Below are 19,046 nucleotides of genomic sequence, written 5' to 3' on the forward strand. Positions count from 1 at the left end.
TTGAGCAAAGCGACCGTCACTTTTTGACTAAAATATATGCTGTAGCATAGTCAGGCAATTTCTTGATATGCTGCCCAAAATCTTGTTGATTCTTGAAAATCCCTGCCAAAAAATCTAGTTGATAAAGATTGGGTAAAAATGCGCCGCCTGTATCAGCGATGACTCCCATTTGTAGGTGTTTTTTTCCACCTATAATCTGCTCAATCACAATTATTTTACCTAAACCAATATTGAGGACATCTCCAGCAAAAGTCACTCCTGGCTTGATAGAAATTTTTGCATCTATTTTATATCCATAACCTTTGATAGCATCAACTTTTCTAAAATACCAGTAACGCTTTTGTGCTGTCGCTTTTAATCCGCGAACGTAAGGTATTTCGTTATTTCTGTCTACATTAAAATAGGCTTGCGAGCCATCAGGAAAATTAATCAGGATTGTTCCCTGCATCAGGGCTTCTTCTAAGCCAGTTCGCGTTAGGTAGGCGATAGGTTCAGCATTGCCAAATTCTTTACCCCCTGGTTCATAAATCCCTGACAAAACATCCTGCTTTGTGTATCTAGTATAGAATTTATCAGTCAGCGCGTTGTCTTTTAAGCTATAAATTGCTGTATTAAAAGTAGAGGTTTTTTTCTGCGAACCTGGATGAATAAAAACAGCATATTTTGTAATTCGCAGTTGTTTTTGATTGGTAGTTTTTGGGTTATATGCAGACCATTTAATGACGCGAAAATGGGTGTTAATAAAATTAGGGCTTTGTAACCGAGTGGCTCGATTATTGGCAATATCCTCTTTTAAAACAGCAATCATAAAATCTAAGGTCTTGAGAATATCTGCTACGCTAACTCCTTGACTAGCAAGTATTCCTGTCCGGGAAATATCAGGGTCTTCTGTAGAATAATCTTGGAAATATTTTCTCGTATTTACGAGAACGCTGAGTAAATTTGCTTGATTAAAATTAACTTTCGTAGTTGGCAATTTTCCGACAGTGAAAACCTGATTACCATCAACGCTATATTTATAATTTTGTAACTCATCAATGACTCGATAGGCTGCAGATGCTAATATAGTTTTATTTTGTTTGTCTAGATTTTCATAACTTGTTTGTGGAGCAATCAAAGGATTAAGTAAAGTTGTGGTAATTATCTGAGCAGCTTTAATTGAGGCGAGGGAAATATCTGATTGAGACAGAGTAGAATTTTCTGGCTGAGTAAAAGATATATTCTGAGCAATCTGATGTTGTTGGGCTAGCTGTTGAGTTTTTGACTGCGTATATAGATGAATACTGCCTAAACTGGTAAGGAATAAGGTAGCAAATATTACAGATATGTGGAACTTCTTGCTGAAAAGAATACTCATATTTGGGAAATGAAATTGTATTCATACATAATAATTGCAATTTGGTAAGTAGCTATCATCAGATGCGTACACCAGAACACATAAAAAACTCCACCCACAAGGAGATGAAGTTTTAGGGCATATTAGGGCATGTATTGGGGCATAGGGTATGGAGAAAAGTCACCAATGCTAAAACCCGCTACTAAGTCGCCTCTTGAGCAACCTCAACCACCCACAAGGGGATGGATAAACCGCCGACTTCCAATAAAATATCACCCTGTGATTCCGTCGCCAGCCAGAGGAAAAAAAGCCAAATAATCTTTAGGCTGATCAATAGATAGTCAAAAGAATTTTGGAATAGTGTTATGCCTCTCTACAAACTTGAAGAATTTGACCATAACTACCGAGAAACCTTTGGTGGTGATGATGTTAAAGCTTTAGAACTCTATACCCAAGGTGAAGTGAGAATTGGCTCTGTCGCCGATGCTTTAGTTGACGAAAATGGACGTTTTCGGTATTTAGTTATCGATATTAGCTTAGATTCTGCAACTAAGAAAATATTACTGCCAATTGGTCTATCCCGGATTAATTATTCTGCCAAACGTGTCTATGTTGATGCATTGAGCAAACAGCAAATTGAACGCTTACCTGAGTACAGAGAAGAAACGATAATCAATGACGAATATGAAGAAAAAGTTCGCAACGTTTATCGTCCACCAACTGGCAATGTAACTTATGATCGCCATACATATACTTATCAGCAAGACCCGGATTTATACAACCTGAGTGACCAACATCATCAAACTTTTAGATTGTATGAAGAACGATTGATTGCGAATAAGAATCGCATCAAAACTGGAGAAGTAGTAGTTGGTAAGCACGTTGAAAGGGATACTGCACGGGTTTCAGTACCTATTCAAAAAGAGGGTGTTGTGATCGAACGAGTTCTACCTATAGCAGCAGGAACTGTAGTAGATCCCAATGAACTGAAGTTCCACGAAGGCGAAGTAGCACACATAGAAGTATACGAAGAAAGACCCGACATTCATAAAGAAGCATTTGTGCGCGAAGAAATCCGAATCAAGAAAGTAGTAGACCATGAAACTTTTGAAACAGAACAAGTCGTGCGTCGAGAAGAGTTAGATATTGATACAAAAGGTGATTTGCATGTAAATCAAAGTGGCAAGACTCAAAATGAATCACGGTAAATAATGAAAGGCAATAGTTAAGTTACGTAGGGTGGGCAATGCCCACCCTACAAATATTGAGATTAAAAAAAATCATATTTCTATATTCTATATAGCGATTATCAGTTAAGTGAGGTACAAAATTGTATCACGCGGTGTAGGGGCACGGCAATGCCGTGCCCCTACGGGTGTACCTTACTAGGGCGAGAAACGCTATAGTGTTTGGGCTTATTTTATATGTATAAATTGAATAAAAAATATTTCTTTATTCTCAATAAGCACAAAAAATATATTTCTTAAGATGACGATTTATTGAGGTAATTCAGTCGGCAGAAAGAGTGAGAATATTGTCTTATTTTTTATATTGGCTATCAGGAGATTGCAGGAAAAATGTGAGGTAAAGTAGAATGGTACTTCAGAAATTAGCAGATTTTGACCCCAACTACCGAGATGCTATTCAAGGTAAGGATATTAAGGGTCTGGGAGTCTATACAGAAAGCACGAATGAAAAAATTGGTACAGTTAGTGATGTTTTAGTTGATGAAGAAGGGCATTTTCGCTATTTAGTTGTTGACTTGGGCTTCTGGATTTTTGGTAAAAAAGTATTATTGCCAATTGGTCGTTCCCGCATTGATTATAATAGCAATCGCGTTTATGCCATTGGTATGACTAGACTGCAAGCCGAGGATTTACCTGAGTTTAGTGAACGTCAAAGCCTTGATTACGATTATGAAGAGAAGGTGCGCGGGGTATATCGCAATCCAAATTACTCTCAACAGACAATAGAAACATCAACACCTGTGGAAGCATCAGCCCCTTTGGGTACAAGTTATCAGCCGACAACTACACCCGCTTACAGCCGTGATACCTACACTTATCAACAAGAACCTTCTTTATATGCACTCAATGAACAGGATCATCAAACTTTTAGATTGTATGAAGAACGCTTGATAGCAAGTAAAATTCGCCATAAAACTGGAGAAGTATCAGTTGGTAAGCACGTTGAAACCGATACTGCAAGGCTAGCAGTACCTGTGGAAAAAGAGCGTGTGGTGATTGAGCGTGTAACGCCAACAAATGCAGGTGCTACAGTTCCTCCTGGTGAAGCTAGTTTCCTTGAAGGCGAAGTTGCTCGTGTGGAAGTCCACGAAGAAACTCCTGATATTCGCAAAGAAGCTTTTGTGCGGGAAGAAATCAGGGTGAAAAAAGTTGTGGAGCAAGAGACAGCTGAGGCTCAAGAAACTGTGCGTCGAGAAGAGTTAGATGTGAATCCTCATGGGTTCCCGGTTGAGGAACGCTAATTAACCTCATCAGTACACAGTTATGAGTAATAAATCATAAATATAGGACTTATGCGAGTCCTGAAATAACTTTAAATCTCATAACTACAGGACTTACGCAACTGGCACATATATCTTCTGTCTTGGAGGTCAACCGATTTTGGATTTTGGATACTTCTCTACGAGAGGCTACGCCAACGACTTAAGAGCGGGACGCTGCGCGAACGCTCAGTACAAGTTTTGGATTTTGCATTGACCCCGACCACAAGGGGAAAACAATTTTGGATACTTCTCTACGTTCGCGTAGCGTGTCGTAGACAGAGGCTACGCCAACGACTTAAGAGCGGGACGCTACGCGAACGCTCAGTACAAGTTTTGAATTTTGGATTAAATCTAAAATCTAAAATTCTGCGGAGCCTGTAAGGTACTGATACAGCAATTTTCATTTCTTTGAACCACAGATCCTTGTAGGGGCGCAACGCCTTGCGCCCCTACCACGTGGTCTATTTACCTCAAAATCATTGTAATAGACGTGGAAAAAATCTCAGAAAATTCTGCTACGCCCGAAGCTAATCATCAAATTACAAATGACTCTGTAGAAATAGCCAGATTAGAAAAAGTTGGGGACGAAAAAATTATTCGGTTACTAGAAGAGCGATTAGTTGTTAACAGGAATCCGCAAAAAATATTTGATGTCATTGTTCGCAAAAAAATCGAAACTCGGATGGTACAAGTTCCTGTTCGGCGAGAGAAACTAATCGTCGAACAAGTCAGCCCAGAACACAAACAACTAGCAGAAATTGATTTAAGTGAAGGAGAATTTTCCAGTGTTGATTTAATTAGCGATGAAATATATGAATTTGCCAATTTGGATGGTAGCTTAACGGTGAGTGGGTTGTTTCGCTCACCCAAAATTGCTAGTTTATTTTTGAATGCGATTTCCCTCGAAAGAAATCACGGCTGTCAGCAGGTGCGCGTGTCAATTGTTGTCGAAAATGAAGCCGAGCAAAAAAAATATCAGGAATGGTTTGACCGTTGTTCTAAAGGTCAAGAACCAAAGCCTGAAAAATCAGAAAAATAAACCGTTTATAGTACCGCCTTAGCGCCTAAGTTCGTCATCCTAATTGTAGGAACGAAATTCAACTGGGATCAACGAGCAAATTAAAATTCTCAGTTCTTAAATTGGGGTGTAAATTTTTGGCGCCTAGTCATTGCCCAAAATAACACTACAAACGTCAGCACCCCAGCTAAATATAACGGATAACCATAGGTTCTGGGATTAGATTGATGAATTATCATTCCTGCAATCACAGGACCTATTCCATTAGAAATACTTAAATAAGATGCGTTCAAGCCCATTGCTGTTCCTTGTTCTTGTGGTTGCGTATTTAGAGAAATCAGCGTGTTAATCATCGGCTGAATTAGAGAATTGAACAATGAGAATAATAGACTAACTACCACAAAATAAACAATGTTGGGAAAAACTGGCATTAAAGTAAACGACAGACTGCGGATAAATATACTAAAAAATAATATATTTACTATATTAAATCTATGTTTGAGAATAGAAATTCCCCAAGTCTGCATAATCACAGCTAATATTCCAAAAGCCAGAAACAATAGTGTTAAAGCACTATTGTTCTGCTTTAAAATATTAATAAAATATGGTTGAAAGGCATAGGTAAATATCGTAAAAGTTGTCCCAATACAAAAGTTGATGATTAGCAGAATACCAACTCTAGGCATGAACAGACCTGTGACTAAATTTTCTAAACCCAAATCGAAGATATTGTGTTTATTCTCAATCTTGTTTTCGAGGGTTTCTGGTAAAAAGAAAATTGTCATCAACAGGGCTACAAATGCAACCGCACCTGAAACCAAAAACCCTGCACCCAAAGAAATCTGCTGCGCCAGCAAACTGATGGCTGGTCCTAATACAAAACCTAACCCCTGAGCGGCTCCATAAAAACCAAACCCCTGAGCGCGGTTTTTGGGACTGGTGATATCAGAAACAATCGCCTGAGCAACAGACATATTTCCGCCGGTGATCCCATCCAAAAGTCGAGCCACAAACAGAATGAGTCCTGTGGTCGCAGTTCCAGCTATCAAGTTAGCAATCACAGTCCCTGCTAAACTGATAATCAGTAAAGGTTTTCTACCAAAGCGATCAGACAGTTTACCAATGACGGGAGTCGCAAAAAACTGCGCTATCGAGTAAATTGAAAATAACAAACTAGTCTCGAAATCGCTGAGTCCAAATTGTTTGCCATAAAGATAGATAATGGGAATTAAAATTGTAAAACTCAGGGAATTAATGAACGCAATTAAAGCAGTAATCCAAAAATTTCGATTCATAAACGATGAATTACACCAGTTTGTTGCTATTTAACTGTACTTATTTTTAAAATACTGACAGTAGAAGCATTGTAAACCTAGTTATGTTAACGAATTATAGTGATTTTGGCTACTTCCAATGAGATTTCGACTGAGGAGACCTTCGCGAAAGCAACCACAGCGTCTACTTCCACGAGTTCATATCAAGATTCAGGACGGACAGTTTCAGATTATGGGTATGGGCGCTTGGTACTCCTACTGGCGTGACCCTTACCATTTGCTACTGACGATTCCCTGGCCAGGCTTTTTGGTGCTGATTGCTCTGATGTATTTGGCTACTAATACAATTTTTGCTCTAGCTTACCAGGCTGGCGGAGATTGTGTTACAAATGCGCGACCTGGTTCTTTTTTAGATCTGTTCTTTTTTAGTGTGCAAACCTTGGCATCCATCGGCTACGGTGCGATGTATCCTAAAACAACTTACGCTAATATTATTGTTACCATTGAAGCAATGGCAGGTCTGATGGCAATTGCTGTCATGACGGGACTCGCATTTGCCCGATTCTCGCGACCTACTGCCCGTGTGCTGTTTAGTAATGTCGCTATTATTACACCTCACGAGGGAAGGCCCACGCTGATGTTTCGCACTGCTAACCAACGCCGCAATTTGATTTTAGAAGCGCAGATGCGGCTCTACTTGATGCGCGATGACGTTACCGCAGAAGGACAATTGTTACGTCGGATCTACGATCTGCAACTGGTGAGGAACCAGTCACCCGGTTTCGCGTTAAGTTGGCTAGCGATACATGTAATTGATGAATCCAGTCCTCTCTATGGAATGACAGCAGAATCACTCATCCAGACAAATACTACTATTGTTGTCTCCTTGAGTGGTATTGATGAAACAGTGTCCCAGGTCGTCCATGCCCACCATACTTACGGCTTTAGTCAAATATTATGGAATTATCGGTTTGTCGATATTATACACCACCCATCTGATGGGCATCGCTACATCGACTATAGCCACTTTCACGATGTCTTACCTTTGGACTAGGGACTGGGGACACTTCGGCAAGCTCAGTGCATCGCTGGGGACTGGGGACTGGGGACTAGGGCGTGTTTTCAAAGTCTCATATAATACTACAAAAACGCTGATACATATAGATTTCGCGTAGGGGCACGGCAATGCCGTGCCCCTACAGCTGGTATCATATCGTGTGGATTTAGAGGTATCTAAAAATTTATCCGGCTAAACAAATAGTGGCTCTTGCGTGTATAGCGTGCTTAATTATTAATGAAAGTCGATTAAATTGCTTTAATAACAAGGCTTATAGGCGTTTATAATTTGATTTTTAGTAACAGTAGCTCAAATACAAAAAATAATGGCTTTTATCGGAGCCAGGCAAGGGTTTCAAACTTATTTTTTAACAAATTCAGCACGCTAAGTACGGAAGAGCCGTACATCTTGGTGCTGGTTGTGGTGGGATTTATTTTCTTCTTGTTGTTGATTGAGGACGACAATAGAACAAGCGTAGGAAAAGGACATAGGATACACTTTGACATCTATATATATATATATAATTATCGCGCTGCTGATATTTTACGGCTGAAAAATTTGCTAGCAATAATTTTAGCTCTAGCGCCAAGTTATGAAAAAACTGCTGAGATACCTGAGTTTAGGACTCCTATCTACGATTTTGACCGCAACTCCTGGATTGGGGGCTGAACGCATTAGCTTTTTTTACCCTCCCTTTGGCGAATTTTCCTTATCTACCGATTCTTTGGAAATCTTTGCTAAAGAAGGTAAAATCAATGATGAATTAGCATTTTATGCTGATCGTGCTACTCCTCAACAACTGGCTCAACTCCGGGATCTGCTGCAACAGCGCTTCCAGGTAACACCTACTCTAGTATCTCAATTTACCTATTCACCTTTAGGTGAGGAGGTGGTGCGACGCCTGGGAGAATTGATTTTGACTGATTCGCGCCAGAACGGTTTCTATGCTATACGTGGCGCATTGATTGTAGCGGCTGCTGATCCCCAAGGTTTAACGGTGTTAAATTTTTTGCGTCGGTTTCCCAGTCAGAGTCTGCGGCTGAATTTCTCAGCAGGGCTACAAATTGTCAAAAATTTGTCAGATTTGCTCAAAACCAGGGATGCAGTTGTTGGCTTGATTCAACAACAGGCGAGCGCACAAGCAGCTAATGCAAATGTTGACTTCTCCCAAAAGGTAGATTTACGTCAGCCGGGAATATTTAGCCCGCAGAAAATCAGCTTTACTCTCGATGACCGATCCCGCGATCGCAGTTTACCTGTGGATGTCTATTTACCGCAAGTAGCAGCGAAAACCAGTCAAAACTCTCCGGTGCCGCCCTTTCCCTTAATTGTAATTTCTCATGGCATCGCCTCAGACCGCTATGCTTTTGTTTACCTTGCAAATCATTTAGCATCCTATGGTTTTGCTGTTGTTGTGCTGGAACATCCTGGTAGTAATGCTAAACGCTTTCAGCAATATTTTGCAGGTTTGGCTGGGTCGCCAGAACCAATGGAATTTATCAATCGACCAATGGATGTGAAGTATGTACTCGATGAACTCGAGCGTCTAGACAAGTCCAATCCTGACCTCAAAGGGAAACTCAATTTCCAACAAGTCGCGGCGATTGGTCATTCTTATGGTGGTTATACTGTTTTGGCCTTGGCGGGAGCAAAGATTAACTTTGAGAAGATTTATCGCGATTGTAATCCCAATCGATCCTTGAATGTGTCGGTTCTGTTGCAGTGTGGCGCTAATGATTTACCAAGAAAAGATTATCAGCTACAGGACGATCGCATTAAGGCGATCATTGCTATTAATCCTATTGACAGTACGATCTTCGGCGAAAGCGGCCTGCGTCAAATTCAAGTCCCGACAATGCTAGTAGCAGCTAGTCAAGATATTTTCGCCCCGTCAGTACCTGAACAGATTCAGCCGTTCACTTGGCTTTCTAGCCCCAACAAGTATCTAGTTTTACTCGAAAACGCTACCCACTTTACGGCCATTGCGGAACCAACTCCAGAGAATGATGTCTTACCTGTACCAGGCGCTTTGCTTGGGCCTGTGCGGACTGCTGGTTATTCCTATCTCCAAGCGTTGAGTGTAGCTTTCTTGCAAACCCATCTGCTCAATCGCCCCGAATACCGCCCCTATTTACAGCCATCTTATGCCAAATATATTAGTCAAGAGCCGCTCAATCTCAGTCTTTTGCAATCTTTAACGCCAGATCAGTTGACTCAAGTATTAAATGGATCGACTCCACAATCAGCCGCTCCAGCCTCACCTTAATGTGAGTTAGGGACTGACAATTAAAAAAATATCCAATTTGTAGGGTGCGTCAGAAGCGAGTAAGTTAAGATACAGCCTTTGCCCTGACTGGTTAAGAGCCTCTAGACTCTTAACCCATTCTGGGAGCAATACTGCGTAGGTTTTGGAATTTCTTGGTTGAGGCAAGCTCTTGGAGCAGGGGGAGAAATGGAGGCTGGCGTTGAGTTTTGCCTCCCCTGCCTCCCCTGCTTCCCCTGCTTATCCGAGCAGTATTGATTCTGGGAGGCTCCGCCTCCAGTAGCTTGACAAAAGGCAGAGCCTATGAGATCACATTCCCAGCTATGAGGCTGGGAACGAGACGAAAACGCAAACATAATCACGAATTGACTACAGGGATCAATGTATTTCTGCGAAAAATTGGTTTGGTGAGTGTTTGCACATTAAATCGCAAATATACTTACAAAAAATCCTATATAAAGTGTGAAAGATTATATTTTACCTAAGTGTCAAAGTTCTGATGAAAACAGTGGAAATTTGACAAACCTGGTGTTTCTCTAGGGTAAATGGCAGCTAGTTATGCCAAATGTCAAGGGATTTCCATATTTGACTAGTAGTATTCATAAAAACTTATATAAAAATATTTCGGATATATATAATATTATAAACAAGTATTAAGAAATACTTATTAAAAAAGATTGCGAGAACTTGATTTAATTGTTAACGTGTGTATGGCAACGATAAGATGAACGCTCAGATTGAGGAGATGTAATAAGTTATGAGCTATATCGATTCAGCCAATTGTGGGAAATGTTGATTTTTGGGTAGTAAATGACAGATTTATGCGGTTTTCTAGACTAATGAAGAGGAATTGCACATTAGCCCAGAAGTATGACTTGGCAACAGGCTTAAGATGATTTTGATTTTAGTTGGGATTGATGATTTGTCTGACGCTGTGCAGGGATGTGACAGAGAGCGCAGTAAGACTAAGATTTTGGAGGTAAAAACCAATGAAGATTCAAGGTAAAATAGCACTAATTACTGGTGCTTCCCGTGGGATTGGGCGTGCGATCGCCCTGGAACTAGCACAACAAGATATCAAGCGAGTCATATTAGTAGCACGCGATGACCGAAAATTAACCCAAGTAGCCCAGGAAATCGAGGCGATGGGAGTCGAAGCCACGATTTTGCCAATAGATTTGACTCAGACAGTTGAGGTGAATATTGCTGTTGCTCAATTGTGGCGCAATTATGGACAGATTCATCTGCTGGTCAATTGTGCGGGAGTCGCATATCAAAATTCATTTTTGCAATCTAAACTCCCCCAATTACAAGACGAACTGTCTGTGAATTTATTGGGAATGTACAACCTCACCAGTTTGATTGCTCGACGAATGGTCAGCCAACGGGAAGGGACAATTGTCAATGTCTCTAGCTTGATGGGGAAAATAGCAGCGCCGACAATGGCGACTTATTCGGCTACCAAGTTTGCAATTATTGGCTTTACCCAAGCCTTACGCCGCGAACTAGCTCCACACAATATTCAGGTCAAAGCATTACTACCTTCCCTAACAGATACAGACATGGTGCGGGACTTCAAATTATTTCGCTGGGTGATCCCCATGACTCCCCAGCAAGTAGCACAAGCACTAGTCGCCGGACTAGAAAAAAATTCCCCAGAAATTGTCGTCGGATGGCAAAGTCATTTAGCTATTTGGTGTCAACGCTTTGCACCTTGGTTGCTAGAGCAAATATTAAACATAGCAATGCCGCCACAGTCAAGTAGACAACAGCCTCAGCAAAACCTGATCAGGAGTCTTTTGACAAAATTCCATCGTTTTGGCGATTTACTCTGGTCAAGAAACATGCTGACTTTCGTCTCGGCGCGTAAGTCTTAACAACACCCCACCAACTCACGGCGCGGGAACCGCGCCCCTACTCCCCTCCTCGCTTGCGCTTAGGGGGTGGGGTTCACAGTTTCGCTAATTTCTTAACTAAATTAGGTGCTGGAATCAGATAATAAGATGTACCTTTGTTTCGGAGCAACTCGAAATGTTGACTGTACCTACCAATCTTCCAGATTTGCCCGAAATCATCGATGATTTACCAAATATTTCTGGTTGGGAAACAGAAGTGCTATCGGTAGTTAACCAGAATGCGCCTGTATTTTTGCCGACAACGAATATTAAACTAGAAGACATCAAGGCTGGATTTGCGATCGCCTTACACATGCACCAGCCAACTATACCCGCTGGACATAGTGGCGAACTCATCAGCAATTTGCAATATATGTTTGAACATCCCCATCAAGGGGATAATCACAATGCCGGGCCTTTTGCCTATTGTTACAGTCGTATCGGCGATTTTATTCCCGAACTGCTAAATCAAGGTTGTAATCCCCGTGTGATGTTGGATTACTCTGGTAATCTGTTGTGGGGACTCAGGCAAATGGGACGTAGTGACATCCTCGACAACCTCAAGCGCGTCACTTGCAACCCGGTCTATCAACCTTATGTGGAGTGGTTGGGTACAATGTGGAGTCATGCGGTGATTCCTTCCACACCAATCCCAGATTTAAAATTACATATCATCGCATGGCAACATCAATTTGCAGCAATTTTTGGTTGGGATGCACTGGCGCGAGTTAAAGGATTTTCACCTCCAGAAATGCATCTACCAAATCATCCTGATACCTTGTTTGCATTTGTCAAAGCCTTAAAAGAATGTGGATACCATTGGCTATTAGTTCAAGAACACACCATAGAAACAATTAGCGGTCAATCGATTATCAATAAACATTTACCACACCGTCTAATTGCCCGTAATTCCCAAGGAGAAACAATTAGCATCACCGCCTTAATTAAAACCCAAGGTTCAGATACTAAATTAGTTGCTCAAATGCAGCCCTACTATGAAGCCAAAACCTTATCAAAACAACAATTGGGAAGTGTTTTAATACCACCAATTGTCACCCAAATCGGCGATGGCGAAAATGGTGGGGTCATGATGAATGAATTTCCCAGCGCTTTTAAACAAGCTTGGTGGGATATGGTACAGAACGGGGGAGGTAAATCAGGCGTTGTTGGGTTGTGTGGTACAGAATATTTAGAATTACTTGCAGAAGCTGGTTGTAAATCTGAAGACTTTCCCGCTTGTCAGCCAGTGGGACAGCATTATATTTGGGAGAAAGTCTCCCCAGACAATTGTCAACCAGAAGCTGTAGAAAATGCCATTCAAGAATTAAAGCTAACCAATCCCAATTTTCATCTAGATGGAGCCTCATGGACTAATCATATCAGTTGGGTAAAAGCATATGAAAATGTCCTATCTCCTATGTATAAATTAAGCAGTTTATTTCACCAAAAATATGATACTTTGCTAGCAAATGACTCAGCAGAATCTATTACTAGAACATCTAATTATCGTCATATTCTGCTACATAATCTGTTGCTACAAACTAGTTGTTTTCGTTATTGGGGACAAGGTGCTTGGACTGACTACGCCCGTGAAATTTACCAACGGGGTGAAAATTTGTTTTAAGAGAGACTGGAGATTAGGGTGTGTTTTGAAACTACTTTGACACTCCCAATCCCCAATCCCCAATCCCCAATCCCCAGTCTATTTTCATCAAACCAAAGGCAATAATATTTCAAATTTATTACCCACACCAGGTTGGGAATGGAAATTTAATTTACCCCCATGTCTTGCTGTGATAATTCCATAACTTACAGACCAACTAGTTTCTTTATCAGCGCGTTTTTTTTCAGAAAAAGATTCAAGAATTTGCTGTTGTAACTGTTGAGACATAGCAGTACCATTGTCAGAAATGCGAATTAAAGCCCAGCGAGAATCTGGTGCTTCTGGTTTGGTTGCTGGCTGGGAAATAACTTGTGTAGTAATCTCAATTCGTGGTTGTTCAGCAGGTTTTGTAGAATCTGGATGAAACTGCTGTCGTATAGCTTCATTGAGTAAAGTATCTATAGATTCACTGAAAATATTCATTAATACCTGGCTTAATTGCCCTAGAAAGCAATAAACTGGTGGCAAATGACCATAATTTTTGACTATTTCGATTTCTCCTTTAATGCGGCTATTAATTAATAATACGATATTATCTAGGCAGGCGTGCAAATCGGCTGGTTTGGGATAAAGTTCATCGATATGGCAGAAATTTTGTAAACTGGTGACGAATTTTTTTAATCTTTCTGCGCCCGTGCGAATACTAGTTAGCGCCTTGGAGAAATCTTGTTCTAAAAAATCAAATTCAATCTCTTCCTTGAGATTGTTAATGTTATCTGAAACTTGAGATATATTGTTATCATAAGCAGCTATCAGCTTCAGCAGGTCTTGACTATAGTTAGAGACATAAGTTAAGTTACCCCAAATAAAACTTACGGGGTCCAAAATTTCGTGTGCTACCCCGTCTACCAAACGCCCCAAACTTGCCATTTTATCATGTTGAATCATTTGGGCTTGGCTACGTTCATTCCTTACCTGTGTTTCGATTCCCCGAATTTGCCAAGCCGCAAGATTTAATTCATGCACATCTAATAGCTTATAGGTATCAGGTGCAGTTTGTACTACGACAGGTTCTGCAACAAATTCAGGCGATCGCTTCAAGGTAATTTGTATGACTTTCAAAATTGGTGTGGTATCAGGAAGCTGCAAAATCGTTGTCCGCGCATAGCTATAGATCACACCCAAGGGTTCGCGTAAAAACAACACTTGTCCGTAGGGACGAATCAAAAACTCTAGCAGTCGTCGTCGCGAAATCATCCCAAAAAACCGTCCCTGTTCTAGCAATATTGCACCTGGTAGTAAGGGGTATTTTTCAAAATAATTAGCAACTTCTATCGCCGTACAGCTAACTTCCACCGGGAAATTGTACATTGACAATTCCTGGAGGGTTGAATCTAAACTGAGATCGCGATCGTTACCTTGAGACAAAAATGGTGGTGATATTTCAAAACTGAATTCTTGTGGCACTGGAAACTCTGGTTTTTTTTACAGATAATAGCAAGGATTAAGCTAATATTTTAGCCTCTACTAATCTCTGTTCAAGGGGGGGATGGGGTGATGGGGGGAAATTTATAATGAACTACAGTCAACACTCAACTGACTAAGGGTAGCAAAATTTGGAATTTTGTCCCCACTCCCAGTTGTGAAGTTACCTGTAATTGCCCATTATGTTTTTTTGTAACGATTTCATAACTAATTGCTAATCCCAATCCAGTCCCTTTCCCAACTGGTTTAGTAGTGAAGAAATATTCAAAAATCTGCTTTTGAATTTCTGGTGGCATTCCCACACCATTATCAGCGATGATAATAACTACCCATTGAGAATTTGCCTGTTCTATAATTTTTGTAGTAATTTCAATCCGAGGTTGCCCATCTTTTGATGTTGTTTTCTTGTCAGCTAGAGCATCTATGGCATTAGTCAGGAGGTTCATAAATACCTGATTCAATAGCCCTACATAACCATGAATTAGCGGCAAATCACCATAGTTTTTAATTATGGCAATATCCTCATATATCAGGTTATTGAGAATCAATAGTGTACTGTCTATGCACTCATGTATATCAAATAGTTGACGTTTTTGTTCCGACCTAGGAGAAAAATTACGTAGACTACCTATGATTTGCTTTAACCGCACTGAACTAAGATTTGTACTTTTCAAAACTTGTTGCAAATCTGTCAAAATAAAATCCAGGTCTATTTTATTTTTTATTTCCTGGATCATCGGTGATGAATCTGGATATTCAGATTCATAAGCTAAGACTAACTCCCGCAATTCTTGAAAATACTGTAATAAAAACGGCAAATTGCTTTGAATACAGTTAACCGGATTTCTAATTTCGTGGGCAATTTCAGTCACCATCCGTCCTAAAGTTGTCAGCTTATCGGTTTGGACTAATTGTGTTCTGTTTTGTTCGCGCAGCAATTTTGTTGTCAATTCATGAATCAAAGATTCAGCAACCAGTAATTGATATACATCAACTAAACCATATTGTTGTGTCCCAGTTTTGACCACAATTGGTTCATATAATGATTCCAGATTCCGTTCTAACGATTGCCTAACTGCTACTAGAATTAACGTTTCACCTGGTAGAATCAAAATATCTGATGGTAAAACTTCGTATAAATCTTGCAAAGAGCTATGAGTAAATGTTCCTAGTCCATGAGGGAGGCTGATATATTCTAAAAAGCGCCGCCGCGAAATCATACCTACAAATTCACCCTTTTTTACCAATATGACACCAGGTAATAGAGGATTAGCTTGAAATTGATTTGCTAATACACAACCCAAGTCGGAACTCTCCAATTGAAGCTCCCATAGCGGCAATTCTAGCAATGTAGACTCTAAACTAAGATTATGAATACCAGCATCCAGCGAAAGTTTAGCTGATAAGTCGCAGCAGTGCATCCTTAGCATAAATATCCCAGGTTAGCATTGATGAGCTATCACTAGCGCCATTGAATATAACATAAACAATAAATTTATTGCATCATGGATTTATTAATTATTGAATAGCTTAATTTTTAGGGTGCGTCAGTACCAGTAATCTCTTGCCTAACCCCAGTTTTCTCGCTCCTGAAGCACCCTACGGACTCAAATATTGGGTAATTTATTTTTTGGTAGTCCCTAGTAGGTGGCAGCATTGTTAATTGTCTAATCAAATATATCTTTAAGTAATAAAAAAATTTGTGATTGGTAAAACTCAAATCTTCTGACACCAAAGAATAGATCTGTATTCCCAATTTACATCAAAAATATCAATTCTTTTTGACCTTGCGCTTTATCCACCCCCTGATTCCTCACCTGCGATGGTAAGCCGATCAGCAGGGGATGAATGATCTAACCAAGCATTCTGATAGCGTTGCACATAACCTGAGCATGATTCGTGTGGGGTGGAACTCACAGCCCCCATCCAGGAAATTCAGGGGACAGGTGAGACGCCTAGCCCCCGCAAAACATGAAAGTCATCCCGCTAATAGACAACGCCCACGCCTGTAGTTCTAGAGTTCCTGTAGGGACTGCTTTGTAGAAACACAGAGGAAGATGTTTGGACAAAATACTGAGCGCCTATTATCGCGTATGTTAAGCTTTTATCTTGCAATTTGAGAGTTTTTATAGTAAAAAAGCATCTAAAGTTGATATTAGATGTTGTCGGGAATACGCAAGATCAAGCATCATAGCCATCAAAAGTGATACCCAAATGTTGAAAAACTGTAACCCATTTATGAAAAAGCGTGAAACATAGCAGACTATTCAGCAAAAATACACAAAAATCAACTATGGATTATTCAACCTCTTGCAGGTAGGGACTAACATTCTGGAGCGGAACAATTTCCGAAGTCAGATAATCAAAGGAAAAACCATCGTCAGTAAATGCACCGAAAACACACAACTATCTAGGACTAGCAATGGTTGAACAAGAGTCAATCGATTTTGGATTTTGGGTTGATCCCGACCACAAGGATACCTTGCTCGATAGCGCAGCGCGAGCCATCTTACGCTGTTCAACGCTATAGAACTATTCAATACCTAATTTATCAGTAAAATGATCTTTCATTGTCCCTACGTCCATTTGATCCCCATTCCGATAGAATGACTAGGCATAACCTAAAAACTCCAAACCGCCGTTGACTGCGACACCCATGAATCAACTGAACAATGGTTTCACTATATTTCTGAGTTTGCTAGTCGAGGCGATGCCTTTTTTGCTTCTGGGGGTATTGTTCTCCAGTTTCCTGTTATTGTTTGTAGATGAGCGGAAACTAGTAGAAAAAATGCCCAAAAATCCCTTATTGGGCGCTTTATTGGGTAGTACAATTGGCTTTTTATTTCCGGTGTGTGAGTGTGGTAACGTGCCAGTAGCGCGGCGGATGTTGATGCAAGGAGTACCCACACCAGTAGCAATTGGTTTTTTACTAGCAGCACCGACAATTAACCCCATTGTGATTTGGGCAACTTGGACAGCGTTTCGCGACCAGCCAGAAATAGTAGTGTTACGAGTCGTGTTTTCTTTATTAATCGCCACAATTATCGGTTTTGTTTTTAGTTTTCAAAAGGATTTAAGTCCGATTGTCACTCCAGCGATCGCCCGTTATCTCAAGTTTAATCCTCCCCCATCGCCTGAACAAAAACGCCGTGGTAGACGTTCTGTAATCACACAAGAAACAACAGATCTCAGTTTATTGCAACCAGGAACATATGTTTTAGGAGGAAAAGCAGGTATCCCCAGGCGGCTAGATAGTAATTTATCCCAGGGGACTACCCCATCATCTAGCCCCAGTAAACCCCTAGCAGATAAACTGCGTCTTTTATTGGATAATATCGTCCAAGAATTGCGGGAATTAGGCGCAGTCATGGTCATCGGAAGTGCGATCGCCGCCGCAATTCAAGTCCTAGCACCCCGTGAAATTATCCTGAGCCTAGGTGCAGGTCCGATTAGTTCAATTGTCGCCATGCTGATATTAGCAGCAGTGGTGTCTATTTGTTCAACAGTCGATTCCTTCTTCGCCCTGTCTTTTGCCTCCACTTTTACCAGTGGTTCTTTGTTAGCATTTCTGGTATTCGGTCCGATGATTGACATCAAAGGCGTCGGTTTGATGTTATCAATTTTCAAACCTAAAGCTTTATTTTATCTATTTGCTTTAGCCGCACTCCTGGCATTTTTGTTCACCCTATTTTTGAATTTGCACGTCATTTAAAATTAGTCAAGGGTCAAGCGTCCAAAGTCAAGATTCCCAAGTCCAAATATTAACCAACTATTGACCCTTGACCATTGACCCTTGACCATTGACCCTTGACCCCTTGAATCTTCACCCATGACTTCAATTCCCAAACCCAAATCTAAAATCCCAAACTTCTTAATGCCTTGGCTAGATGTCTTGGCAATTACAGCTTGGGGGATTTTAATTATCAAATACTGGTTCACCGGCAAGCTGAATCTGTTGATTCATCCCGATTATTTTTGGTTAGTAAATACGGGTGCTGTTGGGTTATTAATTATCGGTTTTTTTAAAGCCGGACAACTTTGGCGACGCCGCCGCCCTGAAGAGATATCCAATGCTATGCATATCAATGTATTTCCCCCTGGTTGGGGTAGTAGCTTGCTATTGACAGCCGCGCTTCTGGGTTTCATCATCACACCACAAGTCTTTGCCAGTGACAAAGCACTCCAACGGGGAGTAACCATTGATTTATTAGGAACATCACGGGTTAAACCCCAAAGCTTTCGCGCTACCATTCGTCCAGAAGAGCGATCGCTCGTAGACTGGGTACGCACCCTCAATGTCTATCCTGAGCCAGATGCATATACAGGACAAAAAGTCAAGGTAAATGGCTTTGTCATTCATCCACCAGATTTAGGAAAAGAATATTTATTTTTAGCACGATTTATCCTCACCTGCTGTGCTGCGGATGCGTATCCTGTAGGATTACCCGTCAAACTCACCGCAAATACCGAACAGTACCCAGCTGATATCTGGCTAGAAGTAGAAGGACAGATGGTTACAGAAACTCTCTCAGATAAACGCCAACTCACTATCGCCGCCAATTCCCTGAAAAAAATTCCCCAACCCAAGAATCCTTATACTTATTAG

Annotated in this window: 13 protein-coding genes; 9 read left to right on the top strand and 4 right to left on the bottom strand. The window is 40.8% G+C overall.

The window, feature by feature from the left end; genetic code table 11:
* Positions 1-16 precede the first annotated feature (16 nt).
* Positions 17-1,357, bottom strand: coding sequence for a hypothetical protein (locus HEQ19_21625; GenBank protein ID WYM01715.1), 1,341 nt, complete (start codon positions 1,355-1,357; stop codon positions 17-19).
* 344 nt (positions 1,358-1,701) lie between these two features.
* Between HEQ19_21625 and HEQ19_21630 the strand changes: the two genes are divergently transcribed.
* The 3 genes from HEQ19_21630 to HEQ19_21640 all read left to right on the top strand — a co-directional run bounded on the left by HEQ19_21630 (position 1,702) and on the right by HEQ19_21640 (position 4,884).
* Positions 1,702-2,544 (top strand): DUF2382 domain-containing protein, encoded by an 843-nt coding sequence (locus HEQ19_21630; protein WYM01716.1) that lies wholly within the window; start codon positions 1,702-1,704, stop codon positions 2,542-2,544.
* A gap of 386 nt (positions 2,545-2,930) precedes the next feature.
* Positions 2,931-3,824, top strand: coding sequence for a DUF2382 domain-containing protein (locus HEQ19_21635; protein ID WYM01717.1), 894 nt, complete (start codon positions 2,931-2,933; stop codon positions 3,822-3,824).
* 511 nt (positions 3,825-4,335) lie between these two features.
* The gene (locus HEQ19_21640; GenBank protein WYM03542.2) at positions 4,336-4,884 is read left to right on the top strand and encodes a DUF2382 domain-containing protein; all 549 of its coding nucleotides are present in this window, start codon (positions 4,336-4,338) and stop codon (positions 4,882-4,884) included.
* A gap of 89 nt (positions 4,885-4,973) precedes the next feature.
* On the opposite strand, the gene HEQ19_21645 is transcribed toward HEQ19_21640, so the two are convergent.
* A complete protein-coding gene (locus HEQ19_21645; GenBank protein WYM01718.1) occupies positions 4,974-6,158 on the bottom strand; it encodes an MFS transporter in 1,185 nt (394 codons plus the stop codon).
* Between the two features lie 118 nt (positions 6,159-6,276).
* Here HEQ19_21645 and HEQ19_21650 point away from each other — a divergent pair, with 118 nt between their 5' ends.
* The 4 genes from HEQ19_21650 (at position 6,277) to HEQ19_21665 (ending at position 12,976) form a co-directional block, all read left to right on the top strand.
* On the top strand, positions 6,277-7,191 hold the full coding sequence (locus tag HEQ19_21650; GenBank protein ID WYM01719.1) for an ion channel: 915 nt from the start codon (positions 6,277-6,279) through the stop codon (positions 7,189-7,191).
* 595 nt (positions 7,192-7,786) lie between these two features.
* A complete protein-coding gene (locus HEQ19_21655; protein WYM01720.1) occupies positions 7,787-9,460 on the top strand; it encodes an alpha/beta hydrolase in 1,674 nt (557 codons plus the stop codon).
* A 986-nt stretch (positions 9,461-10,446) separates the two neighbouring features.
* Complete coding sequence (locus tag HEQ19_21660) at positions 10,447-11,334, top strand: SDR family NAD(P)-dependent oxidoreductase (protein ID WYM01721.1); 888 nt, start codon at positions 10,447-10,449, stop codon at positions 11,332-11,334.
* A 154-nt stretch (positions 11,335-11,488) separates the two neighbouring features.
* The gene (locus HEQ19_21665; protein ID WYM01722.1) at positions 11,489-12,976 is read left to right on the top strand and encodes a glycosyl hydrolase family 57; all 1,488 of its coding nucleotides are present in this window, start codon (positions 11,489-11,491) and stop codon (positions 12,974-12,976) included.
* Between the two features lie 87 nt (positions 12,977-13,063).
* Here the strand turns inward: HEQ19_21665 and HEQ19_21670 are convergent, their stop codons facing one another.
* Positions 13,064-14,422 (bottom strand): ATP-binding protein, encoded by a 1,359-nt coding sequence (locus HEQ19_21670; protein WYM01723.1) that lies wholly within the window; start codon positions 14,420-14,422, stop codon positions 13,064-13,066.
* 125 nt (positions 14,423-14,547) lie between these two features.
* The gene (locus HEQ19_21675; GenBank protein WYM01724.1) at positions 14,548-15,870 is read right to left on the bottom strand and encodes an ATP-binding protein; all 1,323 of its coding nucleotides are present in this window, start codon (positions 15,868-15,870) and stop codon (positions 14,548-14,550) included.
* A 1,226-nt stretch (positions 15,871-17,096) separates the two neighbouring features.
* On the opposite strand from HEQ19_21675, the gene HEQ19_21680 reads away from it, so the two are divergent.
* The gene (locus HEQ19_21680; GenBank protein ID WYM01725.1) at positions 17,097-18,152 is read left to right on the top strand and encodes a permease; all 1,056 of its coding nucleotides are present in this window, start codon (positions 17,097-17,099) and stop codon (positions 18,150-18,152) included.
* A 117-nt stretch (positions 18,153-18,269) separates the two neighbouring features.
* Positions 18,270-19,046, top strand: a complete 777-nt coding sequence (locus tag HEQ19_21685) for a TIGR03943 family protein (GenBank protein WYM01726.1) — start codon at positions 18,270-18,272, stop codon at positions 19,044-19,046.

The organism is Gloeotrichia echinulata CP02 (assembly GCA_038087035.1).
Taxonomy (GTDB): domain Bacteria; phylum Cyanobacteriota; class Cyanobacteriia; order Cyanobacteriales; family Nostocaceae; genus Gloeotrichia; species Gloeotrichia echinulata.

Coding starts and splice junctions, on each gene's coding strand:
- HEQ19_21625 (WYM01715.1), bottom strand. CDS start 1,357: ATGAGTATTCTTTTCAGCAAGAAGTTCCACATATCTGTAATATTTGCT.
- HEQ19_21630 (WYM01716.1), top strand. CDS start 1,702: ATGCCTCTCTACAAACTTGAAGAATTTGACCATAACTACCGAGAAACC.
- HEQ19_21635 (WYM01717.1), top strand. CDS start 2,931: ATGGTACTTCAGAAATTAGCAGATTTTGACCCCAACTACCGAGATGCT.
- HEQ19_21645 (WYM01718.1), bottom strand. CDS start 6,158: ATGAATCGAAATTTTTGGATTACTGCTTTAATTGCGTTCATTAATTCC.
- HEQ19_21650 (WYM01719.1), top strand. CDS start 6,277: ATGAGATTTCGACTGAGGAGACCTTCGCGAAAGCAACCACAGCGTCTA.
- HEQ19_21655 (WYM01720.1), top strand. CDS start 7,787: ATGAAAAAACTGCTGAGATACCTGAGTTTAGGACTCCTATCTACGATT.
- HEQ19_21660 (WYM01721.1), top strand. CDS start 10,447: ATGAAGATTCAAGGTAAAATAGCACTAATTACTGGTGCTTCCCGTGGG.
- HEQ19_21665 (WYM01722.1), top strand. CDS start 11,489: ATGTTGACTGTACCTACCAATCTTCCAGATTTGCCCGAAATCATCGAT.
- HEQ19_21675 (WYM01724.1), bottom strand. CDS start 15,870: ATGCTAAGGATGCACTGCTGCGACTTATCAGCTAAACTTTCGCTGGAT.
- HEQ19_21680 (WYM01725.1), top strand. CDS start 17,097: ATGAATCAACTGAACAATGGTTTCACTATATTTCTGAGTTTGCTAGTC.
- HEQ19_21685 (WYM01726.1), top strand. CDS start 18,270: ATGACTTCAATTCCCAAACCCAAATCTAAAATCCCAAACTTCTTAATG.